At 73.9% G+C, this 23,111-nt stretch carries 21 protein-coding genes; 9 read left to right on the top strand and 12 right to left on the bottom strand.

Translation table 11 applies throughout. From position 1 onward, the window contains the following. Positions 1-35: 35 nt before the first annotated feature. From ACU436_RS26365 to ACU436_RS26345, 5 genes are read right to left on the bottom strand one after another with little or no spacing between them, the layout of a single operon-like run. Positions 36-425 carry a hypothetical protein gene (locus tag ACU436_RS26365; protein ID WP_459029622.1) on the bottom strand — a complete coding sequence of 130 codons (390 nt, stop codon included), beginning with the start codon at positions 423-425 and terminating at the stop codon, positions 36-38. 32 nt (positions 426-457) lie between these two features. Then, the gene (locus tag ACU436_RS26360) at positions 458-1,906 is read right to left on the bottom strand and encodes a fused MFS/spermidine synthase (RefSeq protein WP_459029621.1); all 1,449 of its coding nucleotides are present in this window, start codon (positions 1,904-1,906) and stop codon (positions 458-460) included. A gap of 49 nt (positions 1,907-1,955) precedes the next feature. Continuing rightward, entirely contained in the window at positions 1,956-3,104 is a 1,149-nt protein-coding gene (locus tag ACU436_RS26355; protein ID WP_459029620.1) for an acyl-CoA dehydrogenase family protein, read from the bottom strand. Next, the gene (locus ACU436_RS26350; protein ID WP_459029619.1) at positions 3,104-5,083 is read right to left on the bottom strand and encodes an acetyl/propionyl/methylcrotonyl-CoA carboxylase subunit alpha; all 1,980 of its coding nucleotides are present in this window, start codon (positions 5,081-5,083) and stop codon (positions 3,104-3,106) included. The genes ACU436_RS26355 and ACU436_RS26350 overlap by 1 nt, the downstream gene beginning before the upstream one ends. A 36-nt stretch (positions 5,084-5,119) precedes the next feature. Next, positions 5,120-6,664 (bottom strand): carboxyl transferase domain-containing protein, encoded by a 1,545-nt coding sequence (locus ACU436_RS26345; protein WP_459029618.1) that lies wholly within the window; start codon positions 6,662-6,664, stop codon positions 5,120-5,122. Positions 6,665-6,794: 130 nt separating this feature from the next. Between ACU436_RS26345 and ACU436_RS26340 the strand changes: the two genes are divergently transcribed. Then, positions 6,795-7,322 carry a three-helix bundle dimerization domain-containing protein gene (locus ACU436_RS26340; RefSeq protein WP_459029617.1) on the top strand — a complete coding sequence of 176 codons (528 nt, stop codon included), beginning with the start codon at positions 6,795-6,797 and terminating at the stop codon, positions 7,320-7,322. Positions 7,323-7,352: 30 nt separating this feature from the next. Here ACU436_RS26340 and ACU436_RS26335 read toward each other — a convergent pair whose 3' ends face one another. Further along, a complete protein-coding gene (locus tag ACU436_RS26335; protein WP_459029616.1) occupies positions 7,353-7,784 on the bottom strand; it encodes a hypothetical protein in 432 nt (143 codons plus the stop codon). An 87-nt stretch (positions 7,785-7,871) separates the two neighbouring features. On the opposite strand from ACU436_RS26335, the gene ACU436_RS26330 reads away from it, so the two are divergent. Together ACU436_RS26330 and ACU436_RS26325 are read left to right on the top strand one after the other, a co-directional pair. Beyond that, positions 7,872-9,122 carry an MFS transporter gene (locus ACU436_RS26330; protein WP_459029615.1) on the top strand — a complete coding sequence of 417 codons (1,251 nt, stop codon included), beginning with the start codon at positions 7,872-7,874 and terminating at the stop codon, positions 9,120-9,122. Between the two features lie 48 nt (positions 9,123-9,170). Next, positions 9,171-9,845 carry a response regulator transcription factor gene (locus ACU436_RS26325; protein WP_459029614.1) on the top strand — a complete coding sequence of 225 codons (675 nt, stop codon included), beginning with the start codon at positions 9,171-9,173 and terminating at the stop codon, positions 9,843-9,845. Here ACU436_RS26325 and ACU436_RS26320 read toward each other — a convergent pair. Beyond that, positions 9,821-11,755 (bottom strand): sensor histidine kinase, encoded by a 1,935-nt coding sequence (locus ACU436_RS26320; protein WP_459029613.1) that lies wholly within the window; start codon positions 11,753-11,755, stop codon positions 9,821-9,823. The two genes, ACU436_RS26325 and ACU436_RS26320, sit on opposite strands and share 25 nt — an antisense overlap. Positions 11,756-11,840: 85 nt before the next feature. Between ACU436_RS26320 and ACU436_RS26315 the strand changes: the two genes are divergently transcribed. From ACU436_RS26315 to ACU436_RS26290, 6 genes are all read left to right on the top strand, one after another. Beyond that, a complete protein-coding gene (locus tag ACU436_RS26315; RefSeq protein WP_459029612.1) occupies positions 11,841-12,416 on the top strand; it encodes an SACE_7040 family transcriptional regulator in 576 nt (191 codons plus the stop codon). 277 nt (positions 12,417-12,693) lie between these two features. Beyond that, on the top strand, positions 12,694-13,911 hold the full coding sequence (locus tag ACU436_RS26310) for an NRAMP family divalent metal transporter (RefSeq protein ID WP_459029611.1): 1,218 nt from the start codon (positions 12,694-12,696) through the stop codon (positions 13,909-13,911). Beyond that, on the top strand, positions 13,908-14,678 hold the full coding sequence (locus ACU436_RS26305; protein WP_459029610.1) for a LamB/YcsF family protein: 771 nt from the start codon (positions 13,908-13,910) through the stop codon (positions 14,676-14,678). The genes ACU436_RS26310 and ACU436_RS26305 overlap by 4 nt, the downstream gene beginning before the upstream one ends. Continuing rightward, complete coding sequence (locus ACU436_RS26300) at positions 14,675-15,280, top strand: 5-oxoprolinase subunit B family protein (protein ID WP_459029609.1); 606 nt, start codon at positions 14,675-14,677, stop codon at positions 15,278-15,280. The genes ACU436_RS26305 and ACU436_RS26300 overlap by 4 nt, the downstream gene beginning before the upstream one ends. After that, a complete protein-coding gene (locus ACU436_RS26295) occupies positions 15,277-16,155 on the top strand; it encodes a 5-oxoprolinase subunit C family protein (RefSeq protein WP_459029608.1) in 879 nt (292 codons plus the stop codon). The genes ACU436_RS26300 and ACU436_RS26295 overlap by 4 nt, the downstream gene beginning before the upstream one ends. Beyond that, on the top strand, positions 16,152-16,934 hold the full coding sequence (locus ACU436_RS26290) for a putative hydro-lyase (RefSeq protein WP_459029607.1): 783 nt from the start codon (positions 16,152-16,154) through the stop codon (positions 16,932-16,934). Before ACU436_RS26295 ends, ACU436_RS26290 begins: the two co-directional genes overlap by 4 nt. Before the next feature lie 104 nt (positions 16,935-17,038). Here ACU436_RS26290 and ACU436_RS26285 read toward each other — a convergent pair whose 3' ends face one another. The 5 genes from ACU436_RS26285 to ACU436_RS26265 form a co-directional block, all read right to left on the bottom strand. After that, on the bottom strand, positions 17,039-17,929 hold the full coding sequence (locus ACU436_RS26285; RefSeq protein WP_459029606.1) for a DMT family transporter: 891 nt from the start codon (positions 17,927-17,929) through the stop codon (positions 17,039-17,041). Between the two features lie 92 nt (positions 17,930-18,021). Beyond that, the gene (locus tag ACU436_RS26280; RefSeq protein ID WP_459029605.1) at positions 18,022-19,587 is read right to left on the bottom strand and encodes an adenylate/guanylate cyclase domain-containing protein; all 1,566 of its coding nucleotides are present in this window, start codon (positions 19,585-19,587) and stop codon (positions 18,022-18,024) included. Positions 19,588-19,646: 59 nt separating this feature from the next. Beyond that, complete coding sequence (locus tag ACU436_RS26275) at positions 19,647-20,471, bottom strand: MaoC/PaaZ C-terminal domain-containing protein (protein ID WP_459029604.1); 825 nt, start codon at positions 20,469-20,471, stop codon at positions 19,647-19,649. Then, positions 20,471-21,796 (bottom strand): 3-oxoacyl-ACP reductase, encoded by a 1,326-nt coding sequence (locus ACU436_RS26270; protein WP_459029603.1) that lies wholly within the window; start codon positions 21,794-21,796, stop codon positions 20,471-20,473. Before ACU436_RS26270 ends, ACU436_RS26275 begins: the two co-directional genes overlap by 1 nt. Further along, positions 21,793-23,082, bottom strand: a complete 1,290-nt coding sequence (locus ACU436_RS26265; RefSeq protein ID WP_459029602.1) for an acetyl-CoA C-acetyltransferase — start codon at positions 23,080-23,082, stop codon at positions 21,793-21,795. The genes ACU436_RS26270 and ACU436_RS26265 overlap by 4 nt, the downstream gene beginning before the upstream one ends. Between the last annotated feature and the right edge of the window lie 29 nt (positions 23,083-23,111).

Genomic DNA, 23,111 nt, shown 5'->3' with positions numbered 1-23,111 from the left:
CTTCTCACATCGTGGGAGCCGCCGCGGAACGCGCGCTAGTGCTCGTCGCCGCCCGTCAGCGCGTGTTCCAGGCGGTCGGCCGTCTCGACCACCAGCCGGAACGGGCGGTCGAAGCCGTCGAGCGCGGTGTCGCCGAACGGGATCGAGTGCCGGAACAGCACCACGCCGTCGACGGCGACCGCCCCGCCCGCCACGCACTCGCCCGCGAGCTCCAGCATCCGGGCGAGGTCCAGGTCGGCCACGCGCCCGATCGGCGACGTGATCTGCGCCCACGGGTGGTCGTCCTCCCCGGTGACCAGCCGCACCGCCACCAGCTGCGTGCGGTCACCCTTCGTGGGCAAGCGGAACCACAGCTCGCCGTCGGCCTGCCGCATGATCTCGTAGCGCACCCGTACGAACGCCACGAGGTCGTCCCACTCAGCCACCCCGCCACCTCCTCGCGCGAACAGTAGCGAGGTCAACTGATCAGCTGGTCGACCGGTGCCCGGTCGTCGGTGAGCACGGCGGCGTCCCCCGCGAACCGGAGGGCGGCGCCGGCGTCGAGCACCGACGCCGGCTCGCCGCGCACGGCGGCGCGCTCGGCCAGCGTGGCGGCGTCGATCGGGCGGTCCGAGGCCACGACGACCGCGTTGCCCCCGCCGCCGGGAGCAAGCTGCTCGGGCCGCGCCAGCAGCGCGACGTAGGGGAACTTGTGGGCGACCGTGGCCACCTCGGCCGCGAGCAGCCGCCAGGGATCGCGGTCGATCACGTTGAGCACGTAGACGCCGTCGTGGCGCAGCACGCGGTGGACGTCGGCGACGAACTCGGCGGTGGCCAGGTGCCACGGCACCGAGCGGGAGCCGAACGCGTCCCCGACCACGACGTCCGCCGACGCGTCCGGCAACGCGGCGAGCAGGTTGCGCGCGTCCCCGATGCGGACGTCGACGCCGGGGAGCGCGGCCACGCCCAGCTCGCGGCGGCCGAGCTCGACGACACCCTCGTCCACCTCCAGGACGGTGGAGGCCGAGCCGGGACGGGTGGCGCCGAGCCAGCGGGGCATCGTGAACCCGCCGCCGCCGATGTGGACGGCGTCGAGGGGGACGCCCGGGGCGAACGCCGTGTCGATCGCGTCGGCGAAGCGCCGGGTGTAGGCGAACCGCAGGTACGCGGGATCGGCCAGGTTCACCGCGGAGTGGTCCAGATCGTCGAGCACCAGCACGCGGACGCCCGGGTCGGCCGGGTCGGCGCGGACGCTCGCGCAGTAGTAGACGGTGTCGACGTCGCACCGGCCGGGCACCGCCACCACGGCCGTGGCCAGCACGGCGGCCGCGACCGCCGTGCCCGCGACCGCCCTGCGCGCGGGGACGACGGCCGTGAGCACGGCGAGCAGCAGGCACGCGGCGGCCGTGACCAGCAGGATCATCGCCACCGGCAGCAACGCCACGAGCACGAACCCGGTGAGGAACACCCCGGCGAGCGACCCGACGGTGCCCGCGGCCGACAGCCCGCCGATCACCGCGCCGGAGCCCTCGACCTGCGCGATCCGGGCGCGGGTGACCGCGGGCGTCACCATCGCGAGCGCGGTGACCGACACCAGCGTGGACACCGCCACGAGCACGACCGCGGCCAGCGGGCCGGGGCCGAGCGCCGGGCCGAGCACGCGGACCATGGGCCGGACCGCGAGCACCCCGAGCCCGCCCACCGCGAGCGCACCCGCGGCCACCCGGCGCGGCGGGAGCACGTCGGCCCACCGCCCACCGAGCGACGCCCCCGCGGCGATCCCGGCCAGCGCCACACCGATCACGGCCGACGTCGACTCGAGCGTCAGCCCCACGTACGGCGCCACCAGCCGCGTCGCCAGCGTCTCGACGACCAGGATCGCGGCACCACTCACGAGTACGACGATCCGGGCGAACAGGGCGTTCACCCCACCATCCTCGCTCCCGGCGGCCCTGTGATCGACCCCGGGGGGTCTGCTACAGGCCGAGATGCCGGGCGATCAGCATGCGCTGGACCTCGCTCGTGCCCTCGCCGATCTCGAGGATCTTGGCGTCGCGGTAGAACCGGCCCACCGGGTACTCGTTCATGAAGCCGTAGCCGCCGAAGACCTGGGTGGCGTCGCGGGCGTTGTCCATCGCCGCGTTCGACGCCACGAGCTTGGCGATCGCCGCCTCCTTCTTGAAGGGCTCGCCGCGCAGCATCTTCGCCGCGGCCGCGTAGTAGGCGAGGCGCGCCGTGTGGGCGCGGGCCTCCATGTCGGCGATCTTGAACTGGATGGCCTGGTAGCTGCCGATCGGCGAGCCGAACGCCTCGCGCTCGCGGGCGTAGCGCACGGACTCGTCGACGCAGCCCTGGGCGAGCCCGACCGACAGCGCCGCGATCGCGACCCGGCCCTCGTCGAGGATCGACAGGAACTGGGCGTAGCCGCGGCCGCGGCCGCCCAGGAGGTTCTCCGCCGGCACCCGGCAGTCGTCGAAGAACAGCTCGCGGGTGTCGGAGGCGGACCAGCCGACCTTCGAGTACTTCTGCGACGCCCGGAACCCGGGCGTGTCGGCGGGCACGACGATCGCCGAGATCTCCTTGCGCCCGTCCTCCCCGACCCCGGTGATCGCGGTGACGGTGACCAGAGAGGTTATGTCGGTGCCGGCGTTGGTGATGAACGCCTTGGAGCCGTTGATCACCCATTGGTCGCCGTCGAGCCGGGCGGTGGTGCGCGTGGCGCCCGCGTCGGAACCGCCGCCGGGCTCGGTGAGGCCGAACGCGCCCAGCTTCGTGCCCGCCGCGAGCTCCGGCAGCCACCGCCGCTTCTGCTCGGCCGTGCCGAAGCGGTGGAGCGGCATGGCACCGAGCGAGACACCCGCCTCGAGCGTGATCGCCACCGACGAGTCGACGCGCGCGAGCTCCTCCAGGGCGAGGCAGAGCGCGAAGTAGTCGCCGCCCATCCCGCCGTGCTCCTCGCCGATCGGCAGGCCGAACAGGCCCATCGCGCCCATCCGCGCCACCAGCTGGTACGGGAACTCGCCGCGTTCGTAGAGCTCGCCGATGACGGGGGCGACCTCCTTGCGGGCGAAGTCCTCGACGGTGGCGCGCAGCGCCTCGTGCTCCTCGCTCAGCTCGAGGTCCATCAGTCCACCTCCGGTTCCACGACCAGCAGTACGACGTCCTTGGCGACGGTGTCGCCCGGCCGGGCACGCAGCTCGCGGACCACCCCGGCGACGGGGGAGGTGAGCACGTGCTCCATCTTCATCGCCTCCACGACGACCAGCCGCGCGCCGGCCTCGACCGGCTGCCCGTCCGCGACCTCGACGGCGGTGACGGTGCCGGGCATCGGCGAGAGCACCGGCCCGCCCGCTCCGGCCTCGGCGGACGCTGCCGCGTCGAGCGGGGCCTGCTCGCGGATGCCCCACGCCCGCCCGTCCCGGCCGAGCCACAGGGTCTCGCGGTCGAGTGCGCAGGCGTACCGGCGGGTGATCCCGTCGAGCGTCACGACCAGCGCACCCGCGTCCCGCCACGCCGCGCACGACCCGGGCTCGCCGTCGCCGACCGCCACCTCGGCCGCCGCGGCCCGCCCCCGGATGCGCACCGCGACCGGGTCGTGTCCCGCGACCGACATCCGCCACGTCGTCCACGCCGGCTCGCCGACCCGCCATCCGCCCGGCACGTCGAACGGGTCCGCCACCGGCCCCACCGGCTCGAGGTCCAGCAAGGCGTGCGCGGCGGCCGCGACGAGCACGTCGGCGGGCAGGTCGGCGGCCGACCAGCCGTCGATCCTGCGCCCGACGAGACCGGTGTCCAGGCGGCCTGCCCGTACGTCCGGGTCGGCGAGCAGGGCGCGCAGGAACCCGATGTTGGTGTCGAGCCCGAGCAGCACGGTGTCGCGCAGCGCGGCGTCGAGCCGGCGCAGCGCCTCGGCGCGGTCGTCGCCGTGCGCGATCACCTTGGCGAGCATCGGGTCGTAGTCGCTGCCCACCACGCTGCCCGCCGCGATCCCGGAGTCGACGCGGATCCCCTCGCCGGACGGCTCGCGCAGGGCGAGGACCCGCCCGCCCGTGGGCAGGAACCCGGAGGCGGGGTCCTCGGCGTAGATCCGCGCTTCCACCGCGTGCCCGACCGGCCGGATGCGCACGGGCCAGGGCCGCGCCTCGCCGGCCGCGATGCGCAGCTGCGCCTCGACGAGGTCGAGGCCGTAGACCTCCTCGGTGACCGGGTGCTCGACCTGCAGCCGGGTGTTCATCTCCATGAAGTAGAAGCGGTCCGGGTCGTCCGAGCCGACTATGAACTCCACCGTGCCCGCGCCGGTGTAGCCCACCGCGCGCGCCGCCTCGACCGCGGCGGCGCCCATCGCCTCCCGCTGCTCGCCGGTGAGCAGCGCCGACGGCGCCTCCTCCACGATCTTCTGGTGCCGCCGCTGCAGGCTGCACTCGCGCTCGCCGAGGTGCACCGCGTCGCCGTGCGCGTCGGCGAGCACCTGGATCTCGATGTGCCGGGGCGTCGCCACCAGGCGCTCGACGAGCAGCGTGTCGTCGCCGAACGACCCCCGCGCTTCTCGTCGCGCCGACACGATCGCCTCGCGCAGGTCGTCGGGCCGGTGCACCTCGCGCATGCCCTTGCCGCCACCGCCGGCGCTCGGCTTGAGCAGAACCGGGTAGCCGATCTCCTCGACGGCGGCCGCGAGCTCGTCGTCGGTGAGCCCGGCCCCGTCCGACCCGGGGACGACCGGCACGCCGGCCTTGGCCACGGTGGCCTTCGCCGCGATCTTGTCGCCCATCGCCTCGATCGCCGACGCGGGCGGCCCGACGAAGACGATCCCGGCGTCGACGCAGGCCGCGGCGAACGCCGTGTTCTCCGAGAGGAACCCGTAGCCGGGGTGGATCGCCTGTGCCCCGGTCGCGGCAGCGGCGTCCAGCACGGCGGGGATGGAGAGGTAGCTCCGCGCTGCCGGCGCGGGCCCGATCCGAACGGCGATGTCGGCGAGCCCGACGTGCGGCGCGGACGAGTCGGCGTCGGAGTAGACGGCGACGGACCGGATGCCCATACGCCGCAGCGTTCGCAGCACGCGAACGGCGATCTCACCGCGGTTGGCGACGAGCACGGTGTCGAACACGCGCGTCTCCTCCTTCGTCGGGGTTGACCGGGTTCCCTACATGCGGAAGACGCCGAAGCCGGGCGCTTCCAGCGGCGCGTTCGCCGCCGTACTCAAGGCGAGGCCCAGCACCGTCCTCGTGTCCTTCGGGTCGATCACGCCGTCGTCCCAGAGCCGGGCCGTGGAGTAGTACGGGTTGCCCTGGTGCTCGTACTGGGCGCGGACGGCGTCGGCGTCCACCCCGGAGCCGACGGTCGCGAGCACCGTGGCCGCCTGCTCCCCACCCATCACGGAGATCCGCGCGTTCGGCCACATGAACAGGAACCGCGGCGAGTAGGCGCGCCCGCACATCGAGTAGTTCCCGGCGCCGAACGACCCGCCGATGATCACGGTGAGCTTCGGGACGCGGGTGGTGGCCACCGCGGTGACCATCTTCGCGCCGTGCTTGGCGATCCCACCGGCCTCGTACTCGCGCCCGACCATGAAGCCGGAGATGTTCTGCAGGAACACCAGCGGCACGCCGCGCTGGTCGCACAGCTCGATGAAGTGCGCACCCTTCTGCGCCGACTCGGAGAACAGGATGCCGTTGTTCGCGACGATCCCGACCGGGTGGCCGTGGATGCGCGCGAAGCCGGTGACGAGCGTGGTGCCGTACTCGGCCTTGAACTCGTGCAGCCGCGATCCGTCGACGATCCGGGCGATCACCTCGCGCACGTCGTAGGGCGTGCGCGAGTCGGTGGGCACGACCTCGTACAGCTCGTCGGGGTCGGCGAGCGGCTCCTCGGCCGGGGAGACGTCCCACGGCCGGGGCGCGCGCGGGCCGAGCGTGCCGACGATCGAGCGCACGATCGACAGGGCGTGCGCGTCGTCGTCGGCGAGGTGGTCGGTGACCCCGGAGACACGGGCGTGCAGGTCGCCCCCGCCCAGCTCCTCCGCCGTGACGACCTCGCCGGTGGCCGCCTTCACCAGCGGCGGGCCGCCGAGGAAGATCGTGCCCTGGTTGCGCACGATCACGGCCTCGTCGCTCATCGCCGGCACGTAGGCGCCGCCCGCCGTGCACGAGCCGAGCACCGCCGCGATCTGCGGGATGCCGCGCGCGGACATCTGCGCCTGGTTGTAGAAGATGCGGCCGAAGTGCTCGCGGTCGGGGAACACGGAGTCCTGCTCCGGGAGGTAGGCGCCGCCGGAGTCCACCAGGTAGATGCACGGCAGCCGGTTGTGCAGGGCCACCTCCTGCGCGCGCAGGTGCTTCTTGACCGTCATCGGGTAGTAGGTGCCGCCCTTGACCGTGGCGTCGTTGGCGACGACCACGACCTCCCGCCCCGCCACCCGGCCGACACCGGTGATCAGGCCTGCCCCCGGGGCCTCGTCGCCGTACATGCCGTTCGCGGCGAGCGGGGACAGCTCGAGGAACGGGCTCGACGGGTCCACCAGCGCATCGACCCGGTCGCGGGGCAGCAGCTTGCCGCGCTCCACGTGCCGCGTGCGCGCACGCTCCGAGCCGCCGAGCGCGGCCGTGGCGAGGCGGGCCTTCAGGTCGGCCACGAGATCGGGGTGGGACGCGGCACCTCGCGGCGTGGTGCCGGACGTGGCGACGGGCATCGGACCTCCTCCGTCGGAGCCCTCGCGATGTTAACGGTCATTAACCTAGATCGCCAGCGCGCCGGCCCGAGCGGGGCGATAGCCTCCGATCGGTTGATCACCGACCCGCACCGACCGGAGGATCCCGCCCGTGACCCCGCCGACCGGATCCGCTCCCGAGCGATCGAACTCCTCGTCCCGCTGGGCGCAGCCCGTCCCGCGCCGGACCGACGAGAACCTCAAGCACGTCCACCGCAAGATCGACCGGAACCTGAAGTCCGGCGCGCCCCTCGTCGACAACGGCCCGCTGCTCGATCCGGAGTCCCGGCAGCCGCGGCTCCCGGGTGCGCCCAGCCTGCTGGCCGGGCTGGGCCGGCTCACCGCATCCGGCCCGGCAGCGAAGGCCCCCGCAGCGCCACGCGACGGCGACGAGGACGAGGACGACTTCCTGGCCAGGGCGAACGCCGAGCGCCTCGCGAAGCAGTGGGAGGACGTCACCGCGCGGCTCCTGCGCGACCTCGCGCCGAACGGCGGCGCCGACGCGGACCGGGTGCTGCACCACATCGCCGAGCAGCGCGAGGGGCTCGACTCGGCGACGGTCCGCGACTACCTGCCGGTCCTCGTCGACAAGGCCGTCCGGCGCCTCCTGGACCCGGAGGAGACGGGCAGCCGGGGCTGACCGGCGCAGGCACCACGGGGCCGTTGGACGTCAGACCGTGCTGTCCGCCGGGGCGGCGACGGCGAGCCGCGCGCTGATCTCCTCGAGGAACTTCCCGGTCGCCGTGGCGATGATGCCCAGGCAGCGCAGGAAATGCGCGTGAGCATCGGCCGGGTCGCTCACGAGCAGCTCGACCGACGCGCTCACGTTGTCCTGCGCCGGGTTGAGGTACACCTTCGCGACCTTGGTGGCCCGCGACGCGGTGGACGCCGCGAGCGCCGCCTCTTCGACCTCGGTCTCGTTCGAGAGCGGGAAGAAGTTCGGAAACAGCAGGTGGAAGTAGTGCTCGTCCGGCGTCTCCATGATGAAGTGGTGCCGGCCCTCGTACCGGAAGTGGATGTCGCCCTCGTCGTCCACCTTCGGCCGAAAGCCCTGCTCAGCGAGGAACTCGACGTGCAGATCCCGAATCTCGTCCCAGCCCACGTTAACCTCTCGTTCACCCGATCGGCTTAGTCCCGGATGATCATAGGATCGGTTGCCGAGATGACCTCCCGCTGGTAGGCCATGCAGATGACCGCCACCGATGGCCGCTGGTACGGGTCGATGTCGCCACCTGAGCGACGGACGTTCTGGTCCTGCTTCGGCGGCTGGGCGACCGACGCGATGGACGTCCAGATCTACAGCCTCCTGATCCCGGTGCTGCTCTCGGTCGGGATGCTGGCCTCCAACGCACAGGCCGGGCTGATCGGCACCGTCACGCTGATGTGCTCCGCGGTCGGCGGCTGGGCGGCGGGCGTGCTGGCCGACCGGTACGGCCGGGCGCTGATGCTGCAGGTCGCGGTGGCCTGGTTCTCGGTGTTCACGCTCCTCTGCGGGTTCGCCCAGGACTTCACGCAACTGCTGATCTTCCGCGGGCTGATGGGGTTCGGGTTCGGCGGCGAGTGGGCGGTCGGGGCGATCCTCATCGGCGAGACCGTCCGGGCGCAGTACCGGGGGCGGGCGGTCGGAACGGTGCAGAGCGGCTGGGCCGTCGGCTGGGGCGTCGCCGTCGGGCTGTTCGTGCTGACGCAGTCGCTGTTCCCTCCCGAGACGGCGTGGCGCGTGCTGTTCGTGCTCGGTGTGCTGCCGGCGCTGGGCGTGTTCTGGATCCGGCGCCACGTGCCGGAGCCCGACCTGTTCGTCCGGCAGGCCGACCGGCGGGCCGGGCGCCCGTCCTTCCTCGGGATCTTCCGCCCAGACCTGCTGCGGACCACGGTGGTGTGCGCGCTGCTGTGCACCGGCGCGCAAGGCGGCTACTACTCGCTCACGACGTTCCTCCCGCAGTTCCTGCACAGCGCCCGCGGTCTGAACGTCCTCGGCATCGGCGGCACCCTGCTGCTGGTGATCGTCGGTGCGTTCGCCGGGTACCTGTTCGGCGCGTGGCTCACCGACCGCATGGGCCGCCGGCCTGCCCTCGTCGTGTGCGCCGTGGCCGCGTTCGTGATCGTCCTGCCGTTCACGCTCCTGGACCTGCCCACCCCGGTGTTCACGGCCCTCGCGCTGCCACTCGGCTTCGTGTCCGCGGCGTACTTCAGCGGGCTCGGCGCGTTGCTCACCGAGCAGTACCCCACCGAGCTGCGCGGGTCCGGCCAGGGCTTCTGCTACAACTTCGGCCGCGGCATCGGCGCACTCTTCCCGTTGCTCGTCGGGCTGCTGGCCGACGCGATCTCGATCGGCGTGGCGATCGCCGTGTTCGCCGGGATCGCCTACCTGGTGATGGTGTTCTGCGCGCTCCTGCTGCCGGAGACCCGCGGCGCCGAGCTCACCGGTACCGCCGCCTGAACCGACGACCCCACCCGGGCGATACGGGCGGCCCGATAACGTCTGCCTGTGCGCGTACTGCTGGTCGAGGACGAGGTACCACTCGCGGAGATGGTGCGGCGCGGGCTCGCAGCCGAGGGGCACTCGGTGGAGGTCGTGCACGACGGCGTGTCGGGGCTCGCGGCGGCGAGCACCGGCCAGCACGACGTCGTGGTCCTCGACATCATGCTGCCCGGCCTGTCCGGGTACCGGATCCTGCAGCGGCTGCGCGCCGCCGAGGTGTGGACGCCGGTGCTCATGCTCACCGCCAAGGACGGCGAGTACGACGAGGCCGACGCGTTCGACCTCGGCGCCGACGACTACCTCGTCAAACCGTTCTCGTTCGTCGTGCTCCTCGCCCGGCTGCGGGCCTTGCTGCGGCGGGCCGGCGACGCCCGGCCCACGGTGCTCACCGTCGGCGACCTGAAGCTCGACCCGGCCCGGCACCGGGTGCACCGCGGGGACGTCGAGATCACGCTCACCCCGCGCGAGTTCGGTGTGCTCGAGCACCTGATGCGGCACGGGGGCGAGGTCGTCACCAAGACCGACATCCTGCGTGCCGTGTGGGACGCCCACTACGAGGGCGAGGTCAACGTCGTCGAGGTGTACGTCGGCTACCTGCGCCGCAAGATCGACGCCCCGTTCGGCACCAGCAGCATCGAGACGTTGCGCGGCGTCGGCTACCGCATGGCGGAGCCGGGCTGAGGCCGTGGCGCGGGGATCCGGCCGGGCCGGGACGCCGGCTTCGGCTCGTCATCCGGCGCCGCTCCCCGCGCGGGCCCGGTGCCGTTGGTCCGCTCACGGGCCCGCCCGTCCTGCGGGACCACCGGGATGCCACCCGGGGCCGTGACCGGGTCGCGCCGGGCGTCCTCGTCGCGCACCGGGCGCTGCGTGGCGTCGAGCGGGCGCGTGGGGTGCGGCCGCGGCGTCGGGCGTGGGGCCTGCCCCTCCCTCCAGGCGGCCTCGCCGGTCCAGGCGGCGTCACCCGTCCACGTGGGGTCCGGGGCCGGCATGGGGTCGGCGAACCACGCGTTGGCCGAAGCGGTCCGCTTCGTCGGAGGCGGGGGCAGCGGCGGGGGCGGGGGCGAGGGCGGGGGCGGCACCGGAGCGGACGGCGGAACCGGGGCCGCCACGGCGGGCGTCTTCGGCGCTGCAGTCTCGACGGGAGACGCCTCGTCGGGCTGCACCTCCGGGGCGGCGGCGGCCGGGATCCGGACCCGGAACAGCGCGCCGCCTGCCGGGCCGTCGGCGACCTCGACGGCGCCCCCGTGCGCGGCAACCACCTCCGCGACGATCGCCAGCCCCAGCCCGGAGCCGCCGTCGGCGCGCGCACGGGCGTCGTCCAGGCGGACGAACCGTTCGAAGACCCGGGCCCGGTCGGCATGGGGCACGCCCGGCCCGTCGTCGGAGACCTCGAGAACGGCCGTGTCCCCGTCGCGCGCCACGGTGACGAGAACGCGGGAACGGGCATGCCTGCGGGCGTTGTCGACCAGGTTGCGCACGACCCGCGCCAGCTGGCCGCGATCGCCGACGACCCGCACGGGAACCGCCCGCACCTCGGCGATCACCGTCCCGTCGGCCGGGCGGCCCCGTTCGAGCTCGGCGACCTCGTCGAGGTCCACCTCCTCGCGCCGCGGCTGCAACCCGCGCTCGTCGGCCCTCGCGAGCAGGATCAGCCCCTCGACCAGCCTGTTCAGCCGGGCGGTCTCACCTCGCAGGGCGGTGACCGTGCTGCGGTCGACGGTGCCGTTCTGCATGAGCTCGAGGCCGGTGGCGATCGTGGCGAGCGGGCTGCGCAGCTCATGGCTGGCGTCGGCAACGAACCGCCGCTGCACACCTTGGGCGTCCTGCAGCCTCGCGAGCATGCCGTTCATGGTCTCGGCGAGCCGGCCCACCTCGTCCCGGGCGGCGGGAACCGGCACCCGCTGCTCGAGGTCCTTCTCCGTCATCGCCGCCACCTGCCCGCGCATCGCCTCGACGGGGCGCAGCGCACGGCCGGAGAACAGGTAGGTGGTGACCCCGGCGACCACGATGAGCAGCGGCACCCCCCAGACCAGGAAGGACAGCAGGGTGTTGGTGGCGGCCTCGACGACGGTGAGCGGCGCCGCGTACAGCAGGATCACGTCCCGGCCGGCCGACTCCGTGGCGGTGGCCACGAGCACCGTGTCCACGACGCTGCCGTCGACCTTGCGCACGGGCACGTTCGACTGGACGACGGTCTCGCCGTCGCCCGGCCGGATGTCCGAGATCAGGACGTCCCGGCCGACCGCGTCGGTGCCGGCCTCGATGGTCCACGTCGGCTGGTCGTCGTCGTCACCGTCTCCGCCGTAGGCGACCCGCACCTGAGCGAGGTCGGACTGGCGGATGAGGGCGTCGATGGCCTCGCGGGCGTTCTCGTTGGCCTCGCTCCGCCAGTTGCCCTCGAGCCGGGCGGCGATCACCTGGGTCTGGGCCTTGGCGTCCGCCTGCACCTGCTGGCGCAGCGACTGCTGCACGAGCAGCACCAACGCGACACCGGCGACCACCAGCGCGAGCGCGACCACGACGGCCGCGGACAGTGCGGACACCGCCCGCACGCCCATGCGTGCGCGCAGCCATCCCAGCGGCCGTGGCATCCGTACAGCGTAACGAGCCCCGCTGTGGCCCGGCTGAGATCGCCGACCCTGTTAGCGGGCGTTAACCCGTGGTTAGCTACCGCGCATGGCCACGCCCGCCGCGACGCCCGCCGGCACCCGGCGGGAGCAGATCCTCGCGGTGGCCGCACAGCTCTTCGCCCGGCACGGGTTCCACGGCGTCAGCATCGCCGACCTGGGCGCCGCGGTCGGCGTCAGCGGGCCCGCCCTCTACCGGCACTTCCCGGGCAAGGAGGCGCTGCTCGCGGAGCTCCTCGTCGGGATCAGCGAGCACCTGCTGGCGGGCGGGCAGGAGCGGGCCGCACAGACGTCGGACCCGCACGAGCTGCTCGCCGCGCTCGTCGAGTTCCAGGCCGACTTCGCCCAGCGTGAACCCGAGCTGATCGTCGTGCAGGACCGCGACCTCGCGAACCTGCCCCGCCCCGACCGGAGGAAGGTGCGCCGGCTGCAGCGCACCTACGTCGAGGTCTGGGTGGACGCGCTGCGGCGGGCACACCCGAACCTGCCGGTGGACGCCGCCCGCACCGCGGCGCACGGGACGTTCGGCCTGCTCAACTCCACCCCCCACGCCGGTCGCACGCCGGAGGCCGCGGCGATGCTGCGGCGGATGGCGATGGCCGCCCTGCGCGACCTCGGCCACTAGAAAGGCGGGCCGTCGACCGAGGAGGGGGGATCGGTCGACGGCCCTGACCGCGCACCGGGCCCGGGTGGGCACACCCGTACCGCGTGTTCAGCGCGGTCGCGGACAGTGTCCGCCCGCTCCCGGTGCGATGTACAGGTGCGGTTGGCCGAGGTCCGCGGCACATGGCCGTTACAAGAAGTTGTCCTTGAAGTATTGCAGTATCGTTGAACGATCCTTACGCTCCCTTGCAACCAGCGGCGGTGTGCCGCGGGTCACCCATCTCTGGAGGGAGCGGGCGATGAGCGATACAAAGGCAGTAGCCGCCATGAGCTCGGGGACGCGCCGCAGCGCGGTGCTCGGCGCGATGTTCCTGATGGCCACGAGCGCCATCGGCCCCGGCTTCATCACCCAGACCGCGACCTTCACGGCGCAGCTCGGCGCGGCGTTCGCGTTCGCGATCCTGGCGTCGATCCTGGTGGACATCGCGGTCCAGCTGAACGTGTGGCGGGTGATCGGCGTTTCCGGTCAGCGCGGGCACGATCTCGGCAACAAGATCGCGCCGGGCATCGGGTACGTCCTGGCGGCGCTCGTCGTCATCGGCGGGCTGGTGTTCAACATCGGCAACGTCGGCGGCACCGGGCTCGGCACGGACGCCATGCTCGGGGTCGATCCCCGCATCGGTGGGGCGATCTCCGCGGTGATCGCCATCGCCATCTTCCTCAGCAAGAAGGCCGGCGTCGCGCTGGACCGGATCGTCGTCGTGCTGGGCGGGCTGATGATCCTCATGACGACCTACGTCGCGATCGTCTCGCAGCCGCCGGTCGGCGAGGCCCTGCGCAGCTTCGTGCTCCCCGACACCGTGAACTTCCTGGTGATCACGACCCTCATCGGGGGCACCGTCGGCGGGTACATCACCTACGCGGGCGCGCACCGGCTGCTCGACTCCGGCATGACCGGCCCCGAGCACGCCACCGAGATCGCCAAGACCTCGGTCATCGGCATCCTCGTCACCGCCGTCATGCGCGTGGTGCTCTTCCTCGCGGTGCTCGGCGTCGTCGCCGGCGGCGTGGCGTTGGCCAAGGACGACCCGGGCGGCAGCGCGTTCCAGGCGGCTGCGGGTGAGGTCGGCCTCCGGCTCTTCGGCATCATCCTGTGGGCCGCGGCCCTCACCTCCGTCATCGGCGCCGCCTACACCTCGGTGTCGTTCCTGACCCGCCCCACGACCACCGACCGCACCCGCAACCTGCTCACGGTCGGCTTCATCGCCCTCTCCGCCGTGATCTTCCTTGTGATCGGCACCGCACCGGCCACACTGCTGGTGTTCGCGGGCGCGTTCAACGGGCTGATCCTGCCGATCGGCTTCACGGTCGTGCTCTGGGTGGCGTGGCGGCGCCGGGACCTCCTGGGCGGCTACAAGTACCCGGCCTGGCTGCTCGGCATCGGCGTCCTCGCCTGGTTGCTCACCCTCTACATGGGCTACGCGGCACTGTCCGGACTCGGCAAGCTGTTCGCATGAGCACGCTGGATCTGAACTCGGACGTCGGAGAGTCGTTCGGCCGATGGGAGCTCGGTGACGACGCGTCGATGCTGGCGCTCGTCACCTCCGCCAACGTCGCCTGCGGCTTCCACGCGGGCGACCCGACGACCCTCCGTCGGACCTGCGCCCTGGCCGCGGAACGCGGGGTCGCGGTCGGGGCGCAGGTCGGGTACCGCGACCTGGCCGGGTTCGGGAGGCGGTTCATCGACGTCGCCCCGGACGAGCTGGCCGACGACGTGGTGTACCAGATCGGGGCGCTCGACGGGATCTGCCGGGCGGCCGGCACGCGCGTGAAGTACGTGAAGCCGCACGGGGCGCTCTACAACACGATCGTGCACCACGAGGCGCAGGCGGCCGCGGTGGTGGCCGCGGTGCGCGCCTACGACCCGCGGCTCCCGGTGCTCGGGCTGCCCGGCTCGGTGTTCCTCGCCGCCGCGGAGGACGCGGGCCTCCGCGCGGTGCGCGAGTTCTTCGTCGACCGCGGTTACACGCCGCAGGCCACGCTGGTGCCCCGCTCCCAGCCGGGTGCCCTGCTGCACGATCCCCAGGAGGTGACCGCCCGCCTGCTGCGGATGGTCACCGACGGCAAGGTCACCGCGGTCGACGGCACCGATGTGCACGTGGACGCCGAGTCGGCGTGCGTGCACGGGGACTCCCCGGGCGCGGTCGCGATGGCCGAGGCGGTACGCGCCGGGCTGGAGGCTGCGGGCGTCGCACCGCGTCCGTTCGTGGAGGGGTCGGGGTGAGGTTGCTCCCGTGCGGGGACAGCGGGCTGCTCGTCGAGGTCGACGGGCTGCCCGAGGTCCTCGCCCTCGCCGACGCCGTGCGTGCGGCGCCGCCGGCCGGCGTTCTGGACGTCGTGTCGGCGGCCCGCACGGTGCTGCTCAGCGTCGAGCCGGGCACCGACCTCACCGAGGTGCGGCGTGCGGTGCTGGACCTCGACATCGAGCCCGGTGCGGCGCCGCCGGAAGGGGAGCGCGTGGAGATCGGCGTCGTCTACGACGGACCCGACCTCGACGAGGTCGGCGAGCTCACCGGGCTCGGCACCGACGGCGTGGTGGAAGCACACACCGGCACGCCGTGGCGGGCCGCCTTCGGCGGGTTCGCCCCCGGGTTCGCGTACCTGGTGGGCGGCGACCCACGGCTCGAGGTGGCCCGGCGCCGCGAGTCGCGCACCTCGGTACCGGCCGGGGCGGTCGGGCTGGCCGGTGAGTTCAGCGGTGTCTACCCCCGTTCGTCGCCCGGTGGCTGGCAGTTGATCGGCCACACCGAGGCGGAGCTGTGGAACATCGACCGCGGTGCGCTAGTAACGCCAGGGTGCACGGTCGTGTTCAAGGCGGTCGGATGACCCGCAAGCTGGAGGTTGCCGCCACCGGCGCGCTGGCGCTGGTGGAGGACCTCGGCCGACCCGGCCTCGCCGCCACCGGGGTCGGTCGCTCGGGTGCGGCGGACCGCAGGGCGTTGCAGCTGGCCAACCGGCTCGTCGCGAACCCCGAGGGCGCGGCCGGCATCGAGGTCGTGTTCGGCGGGCTCGCCGTGCGGGCCCACGGCCTGCTCACGGTGGCGCTGTCCGGGGCCCCCGCACCCGCCGACGTCGACGGCACGCCGGTCGGGCACCACTCCCTGGTCGTGCTGCGGCCCGGCCAGGTGCTGCGGCTCGGCGTGCCGCCCACCGGACTGCGCACGTACCTCGCGGTGCGGGGCGGCATCGCGGTGGAGCCGGTGCTCGGGTCACGCAGCACCGACATCCTCTCCGGGCTCGGGCCGGAGAAGCTCACGCCGGGGACGATGCTGCCGATCGGTACCGAGCCCGACGAGTTGCCACTGATCGACGTCGCGCCGGTGGGCGTGCCCCCGGGCGACGAGGTGGTGCTCAGGGCCGTCCCCGGTCCCCGCGCCGAGTTCTTCACCGACGTCCGCGGGCTGGCCCGCACCGCCTGGACGGCCTCCAGCCGCAGCGACCGGGTGGGTATGCGCCTCGACGGCGACCCCCTGGAACGCGCCGGCTCGGGCGAGCTACCCAGCGAGGGCATCATCCGCGGCTCGGTGCAGGTGCCGCCCGGCGGCGAGCCGGTGCTGTTCCTCTCCGACCACCCCGTGACCGGCGGCTACCCGGTTGCCGCCGTCGTCCTGGACGCCGACGTCGACCGGGCCGCCCAGGTGCGCCCCGGCCAGCGCGTGCGGTTCGTCCTCGTCCCGCCTCCGTGGGAGGAGAACCCATGAGTCGCTCCGAGATCCCCTCCGCCGCACGCGCCAAGTTCCGCGCCGGCCTGGTCACGCCCACCGCCGGCTGGTGCGACGGCTACACCCAGGCCAACCTGATCGCGGTGCCGCAGGAGATCGCGTGGGACTTCCTGCTGTTCGCCCAGCGCAACCCGCAGCCCTGTCCCGTGCTGGACGTCCTGGAGGTGGGGTCGGTCTCGGGCCCGCTGCTGGCCGGCGACATCCGCACCGACATCCCCCGCTACCGCGTCTACGTCGACGGCGAGCTGGTCGAGGAACCCACCGACGTCCTCGACCGGTGGCGCGATGACCTCGTCGGCTTCCTCATCGGCTGCAGCTTCACGTTCGAGCGCGCGCTCGGCGCGGCCGGCGTGCCGGTGCGGCACGTCGAGCAGGGCGTCAACGTGCCGATGTACCGGACGTCGGTGCGCTGCCGGCCGGCCGGATCCATCGGCGGGCCGCTGGTCGTGTCGATGCGGCCGGTGCCGCGGGCGCTCGTCGAGACGGCCGTGCGGGTCACCGCGGCGTACCCCGCGGTGCACGGCGCGCCCGTGCACGTCGGCGATCCGCGCGAGCTCGGCATCCGTGACATCGGCGCCCCCGACTACGGCGACCCGGTGGTCTTCGAGCCCGGCGACGTGCCCGTGTTCTGGGGCTGCGGGGTCACGCCGCAGGCCGCGGTCGTCGAGTCCAAGCCGCCGCTCGCGATCTCGCACGCCCCCGGGTACATGCTGATCACGGATGTCGAGGACGAGGACTACCGCATCCGCCTCGGGTGACGGGAGCTGACCTGGTCGGGGTGGAAGTCCACGAGCCACATGGTCGCGATGGTCGACGCCGACGGGCTGGCGACCGACATCGCGGAGTTCTTCGCGAAGCTCCGCTAACGCCGCCGGGACAGCCCGACGCCGACGAGGCAGACCGCGCCGCCGACGATCGCGAGGAGCGGGGGCGCCTCGCCGAGGAGGGCGGCGGACATGAGGATCGTGATCGGCGGCACCAGGTAGGTGCTCACGCCGAGCCGCCCGGCGTCCATCCGCGCGAGCGCATAGGCCCACGTGCTGAACGCGAGAGCGGTGGGCACGGCGCCGAGGTAGACGAGGCCGGCCGTGGCCGCGCCCGGTGCGGCGGCCAGGTCCGTGACCAGGCCCGGCGCGAACGGGAGCGCGGCGGCCGCGCCGATCGTGCAGGCCAGCCACGTGACCTGCAGCCCGGGCAGCCTGCGCAGCGCGAGCTTCTGCGAGAGCACGCCGATCGCGTACGTGACCGCCGCGACGAGGCTGAGCGCCACCCCGAGCAGGTCGGACCCCGACGCGTTCGAGGTGGCCGCGCCGACCAGGACCGCCCCGCCGAACGCGACGAGCGCACCGATCACCAGCCACCGCGGGAAGCCCTCGCCGAGCAGCAGCCCGGCGAACAGCGCGATGAGGATCGGCCCGACGTTCACCAGCATCGCGGTGGTGCCGGCGTCGATGCGCTGCTCGGCCGCGTTGAGGGCGAGGTTGTAGATCCCGAACCACGCGACCCCGCAGAGGACGACCAGCGCCCACTCCCGGCGCGTCGGCCACACCCAGCGCCGCGTGACCAGCAGGCCCGCGCCGAGCGCGAGCGACCCGACCAGCAACCGGCCGAGGGTCAGCGGACCGGGCTCGTAGTGCACCGCGACGGCGCGGATCCCCACGAACGCCGATGCCCACGCGAGCACCGTGAACCCGACGGCCACCGGCGCGCCCCAGCGGCGGCGGGAGGCGAGGGCGACGGCACGGGAGCTCACGAGGCCGACGCTAGTTCCGCGTCCCGCCCCCGACACGCGGTTTTCGGCCGTAGAGCCGGAAGGTCCCCGAAGCGATCTTCATCCGGGCCTGGTCACCTCGGCGCCGTCGACGGAGCGGCGGCCGTGGCCGACCCGTCGCGCTCCGGGCGGGCGTGCTCCTCCGGGACGGCGAGGCGGGTGGCAGCGGTGCGGCCGCGGAGCACGGTGGCGTCGCCGATCTCCCACCGCGCGGCCTCCTGGCCGGCGGCCATCGCCACGGCGTCGGCAGCGGCCAGCACCCGGCCGGGAACGGTCTTGGCCAGCTCGGTGAGCCGCGCGGCCTCGTTCACCGGGTCCCCGATCACGGTGTACTCGTAGCGCCGCACGTCGCCGACGTTGCCCGCCACGGCGTCGCCCGCCGAGATCCCGATGCCGGCGGTGACGTCGGACAGCTCCCCGGCGAGGCGGGTCGCCAGCACGCGGCCGGCCGCCAGCGCGCACCCGGCCGGGTCGGTCCCGTCCACCGGCGCCCCGAAGACCGCGAGCGCGGCGTCGCCCTCGAACTTGTTGATCCAGCCGTCGTGCTCCTCGACCACCTCGACGACGACCGCGAAGAAGCGGTTGAGCAGGGCGACGACCTCCTCGGGAGGCCGCTCGGCGGTGAGGGAGGTCGACCCGACCAGGTCCACGAACAGCACACCGACGGACCGGACCTCACCACCGAGGCGGACCTCGCCCGCGGCAGCCGCCGCCCGGGCCACGTCGCGGCCGACGTGCCGGCCGAACAGGTCGTGGATCCGCTCCCGCTCACGCAGGCCGGCGACCATCGTGTTGAAGCCGGCCTGGAGCTGCCCGAGCTCCGTGCCGTCGTAGACGGTGACGGTCGTCTCGAGCTCGCCGTGCTGCACCTTCCGCATCCCGAGCCGCGCCGCGTTCACCGGATCGGCGAGGGCCCGGGCCGCCCCGACCGTCACGAGCAGGCCCGCACCCAGCGCGATCCCACCGAGCGCGAGCATGATCACCGCGAGCCGGGTGGCCGGTATGTCGCCGTGCGCGAGCGCCGAGACGGCCATCGCCATCAACCCCACCACCGGTACAGCGGTGCCGAGCGCCCAGAACAGCAGCGACCGCACGACGATCCCGGGCGTTCCGCGCCGCGGCTGCGGCGGCTGCGCGGCCAGCACCTCGGCCGCCGTGCCTCGCAGGATCCGCTCGCTGAGCAGGTACGCCAGCGCGCACGTCGTGATGCCGCCGAGCACGATCGTCTCGCCCACCGACGCGGCGAGCCGCAGCGAGTACGGCAGGTTGAGCAGCAAGAACACGGCGGCGGCGAGCGCCCACAGCACCCCCTGCACGGTGACGAGCCGCAGCGGCCCGTACAGCACCATGCGCCGCTCCCGGCGCTGCTCGGCGTCCGTCTCACCGGGGCGCAGCCGGAACCGGCCTCGACCCCACAGCAACCCGATGGGCACCGCCAGAACCATGTAGACGCCGAACGCGACGACGTTCAGCGTGCGGACCCGGCCCGGGTCGACGAGGGGACCCTCCGGCAGCACCCACGCCGCCAGCGCGAACACCACGATCGCGCCGCCGAGGTTCGCGAACACGACGACGACGGCGAGTGCGGTCCGGGCGGGCCAGTCGATGACCCACCGCCGACCCCGCCCGCTGCGCGCCATGAACAACGAGTCTAGGAGCGCCCTCCTAGCCGATCGGAGGAACCGCCTGCCCGGACGGATCAGGGGGCCGGCGTGATGCGACCCGTCAGGTGCGGGCCCTTGCGGCCTCGGACCTCCACCCGCCACCCGTCGCCGTCCGCGACGGTGCGGAGCTCCACGGTCGAGGGGAGCAGCAGCGGCCTGCCGAACACCGCGTCGTAGGTGAGCGCGTTCGGGAGCCGGCCCTGGAGCGCGGCGACGGCGCGGGCCGCCGTCCACATCCCGTGGGCGATCGCGCGCGGGAACCCGAACGCCTTCGCCGTCCACGGGTGCAGGTGGATGGGGTTCACGTCCCCGCTCACCCGCGCGTACCGCCGGCCGGTGCCGGCGTCGACGCGCCAGGTCGCGACGGGGGCGGCGTCCTCGATCCCGGGCGGCTCCGCCGGTTCGGGTGCGCCCTCCGGTGCGGTGGCGCCGCGGGCGAGGTAGGTGCTGCGGCCCTCCCACACCACCTCACCCGCGGCGTCGGCCTCGGCGACGAGGTCGACCTGAGCCCCCTTCGGGTGCGCCCGCAGCCCGTCGGCGTGCACGCGCAGCGCGAGCGGCTCGGCCGCGTCGACGGCCCGGTGCACGGTGATCGCGTTGCGGACGTGGACGAGGCCGGGCAGCGGGAGCGGGAACGACCGCCGCGCCATCAGCTCCACCTGCAGGCCGAATGCCAGCACGTGCGGGTACGTCGGCGGCAGCGCGTCGCCGACGGGGAAGCCGCACGCACGGGCGTACTCCGCGAGGTGGTTGCGGTCGACGGAGACGTCCCTGCTCAGGGCGGTGTCGGGCAGCTCGTGCCCACGCGGGCCGATAGCGCCGATCGCGGCCTTGACGTACAGGGTGCCGAGGCCTGCCATCAGGCCCCCAGCATGTTCTGGCCGTCGACGCGCACCACCTGGCCGGTGACGCCGGCCGACGCGGCCTGGCCGAGCCAGCCCACCGCTTCGGCGACGTCGACGGGCAGCCCGCCCTGCCGGAGGCTGTTGACCCGCCGGCCGGCCTCCCGGGTGCCGAGCGGCATCCTCGCCGTCATCGCGGTCTCGATGAAACCCGGCGCGATCGCGTTGATCGTGGCACCCCGGCCGGCGAAGCGCGGGGCGAGCGCGCGAACCATGCCGATCACGCCCGCCTTGCTCGCCGCGTAGTTCGTCTGCCCGCGGTTGCCGGCGATCCCGCTCATCGAGGAGATGCAGACGATCCGCGCGCTGTCGCCGAGCAGGTCGCCACCGGCCAGCAGCGCCTCGTTGATCGCCAGCTGCGAGCGCAGGTTCACCGCGAGGACGGCGTTCCAGCGGTCGGCGTCCATGTTGGCGAGCAGCTTGTCGCGGGTGATGCCGGCGTTGTGCACCACCACGTCGACGCGACCGTGCCGCTCCCGCAGGTGTGCGAGCAGCCGTTCGGGCGCGTCGGGCGCGGTGATGTCGAGCTGGAGCGCGGTGCCGCCGGTGCGGTTGGCGACCCGGGCGAGCGCATCGCCCGCCGCCGGGACGTCGACGGCCACGATCGTGGCGCCGTCGCGGTGGAGGGTGTCGGCGACGGCCTCGCCGATGCCGCGTGCCGCGCCCGTGACCACGGCGACCCGACCGGCGAGCGGCCGCGCCGGGTCGCCCGGCTCGGCCGGCCCGACCGGCGCGGCGATCCGCACGACCTGCCCGGACACGAACGCCGACCGGGCGGACAGGAAGAACCGCAGTGACGAGGCGAGCGCACCGGCACCGGCGTCGGGCGCCACGGCGAGCAGGTTGGCCGTGGCCCCGGCCCGCACCTCCTTGCCCGCCGAGCGGACCAGCCCCTCGAACGCCTGCGCCACGGCCGCGGCCTCCACGTCCTCGGCCGGCGCGACCGGACCGAGGAGCAGCAGCCGCCCGGACGGGGCGAGCCGTCGCACCGCCGGCGTCAGGATCTGCTGGGCGGCGGCGAGGTCGTCGAGGGTGCGGGCGCCGGTTGCGTCGAGGACGGCCGCGGCGACCTTCCCGTCCTCGCCCACCTCGGCCACACCGGCGTCGGCGAGCACCGCGCGGACGCCGTCGGCCGCCCCGCCCCCGCCGACGGCCGCGACGAGCGCGGGCCCGTCGAGCAGCGGCTGACCCGGTGCGTAGCGGCGCAGCAGCGGGATCCGCGGCACCCCCAGCCGCTGGACGAGCCGGTACTGCGAGAGGTCCCGCAGCGTGTCGTTCGTCATCGGGCCGCCTCCAGGATCGCGACGACGCCCTGGCCGCCTGCCGCGCAGATGCTGATCAGGCCGCGCGCCGGGGCGCCCTTCTCGTGCAGGAGCTTGGCGAGGGTCCCGACGATCCGCCCGCCCGTGGCCGCGAAGGGGTGGCCGGTGGCGAGCGAGGAGCCCGCGACGTTCAGCTTCGACTTCTCGATCGACCCCAGCGGGGCGTCCAGGCCGAGCCGCTCCTTCGCGAACGCCGGGTCCTCCCACATCGTGAGGGTGGCGAGCACGGTGGACGCGAACGCCTCGTGGATCTCGTAGAAGTCGAAGTCCTGCAGCGTGAGGCCGTTGCGCTCCAGCAGCCGCGGCACCGCGTACACCGGCGCCGTGAGCAACCCGTCGTGGCCGTGCACGAAGTCCACGGCCGCGGTCTCGGCGTCGACCACGTGCGCGAGGACCGGCAGCCGGTGCTCGGCGGCCCACTCGTCGGTGCCGAGCAGCACGGCGGAGGCCCCGTCGGTGAGCGGGGTGGAGTTCCCCGCCGTCATCGTCGCCCCCTCGCCCTTGCCGAACACCGGCTTCAGCTTCGCGAGCTTCTCCACCGAGGTGTCGGCGCGGAGGTTCTGGTCGCGGGTGAGCCCGAGGAACGGGGTGACCAGGTCGTCGAAGAATCCGCGGTCGTACGCGGCTGCGAGGTTGCGGTGGCTCGCGACGGTGAGCTCGTCCTGCTCCGCGCGCTCCACGTGCCACTCGACCGCGGTCCGGGCCGCGTGCTCGCCCATGGACAGCCCGGTGCGCGGCTCGGCGTTGCGCGGGATCTCGGGCACGACCTGGTCCGGCCGGAGCCCGCGGAGCGCGGCGATGCGCGCCCCGAGGGTCTTCGCGCCGTTCAGCGCCATCAGTACGCGGCGCAGGTCGTCGTTGAGGGCGACGGGCGCATCGCTCGCGGTGTCGACCCCCGCCGCGATCCCGCTGTCCACCTGGCCGAGTGCGATCTTGTTGGCGACGAGGACCACGGTCTCCAGGCCGGTGCCGCAGGCCTGCTGGACGTCGTAGGCGGGCGTGTACGCCGAGAGCGTGCTGCCGAGCACCGCCTCCCGGGTGAGGTCGCGGTCTCGGCTGTGCTTGAGCACCGCACCCCCGGCCACCTCGCCGAGGCGCTGCCCGGCGAGGCCGAAGCGGGCGGCGAGGCCGTCGAGGGTGGCGGTGAGCATGTCGAGGTTCGACGCACGGGCGTACGCGCCGTTCGCGCGCGCGAACGGGATGCGGTTGCCGCCGATGACGGCGGCCTTCCTCCGGGTCTCCGGCATTTCGGTCTCCTACCCACGAGTAGCCGGTA

Source organism: Pseudonocardia wallangbongensis (assembly GCF_054486945.1).
The sequence above is the reverse complement of the archived record's forward strand: the minus strand, read 5'-3'. Positions and strand labels throughout refer to the sequence as shown.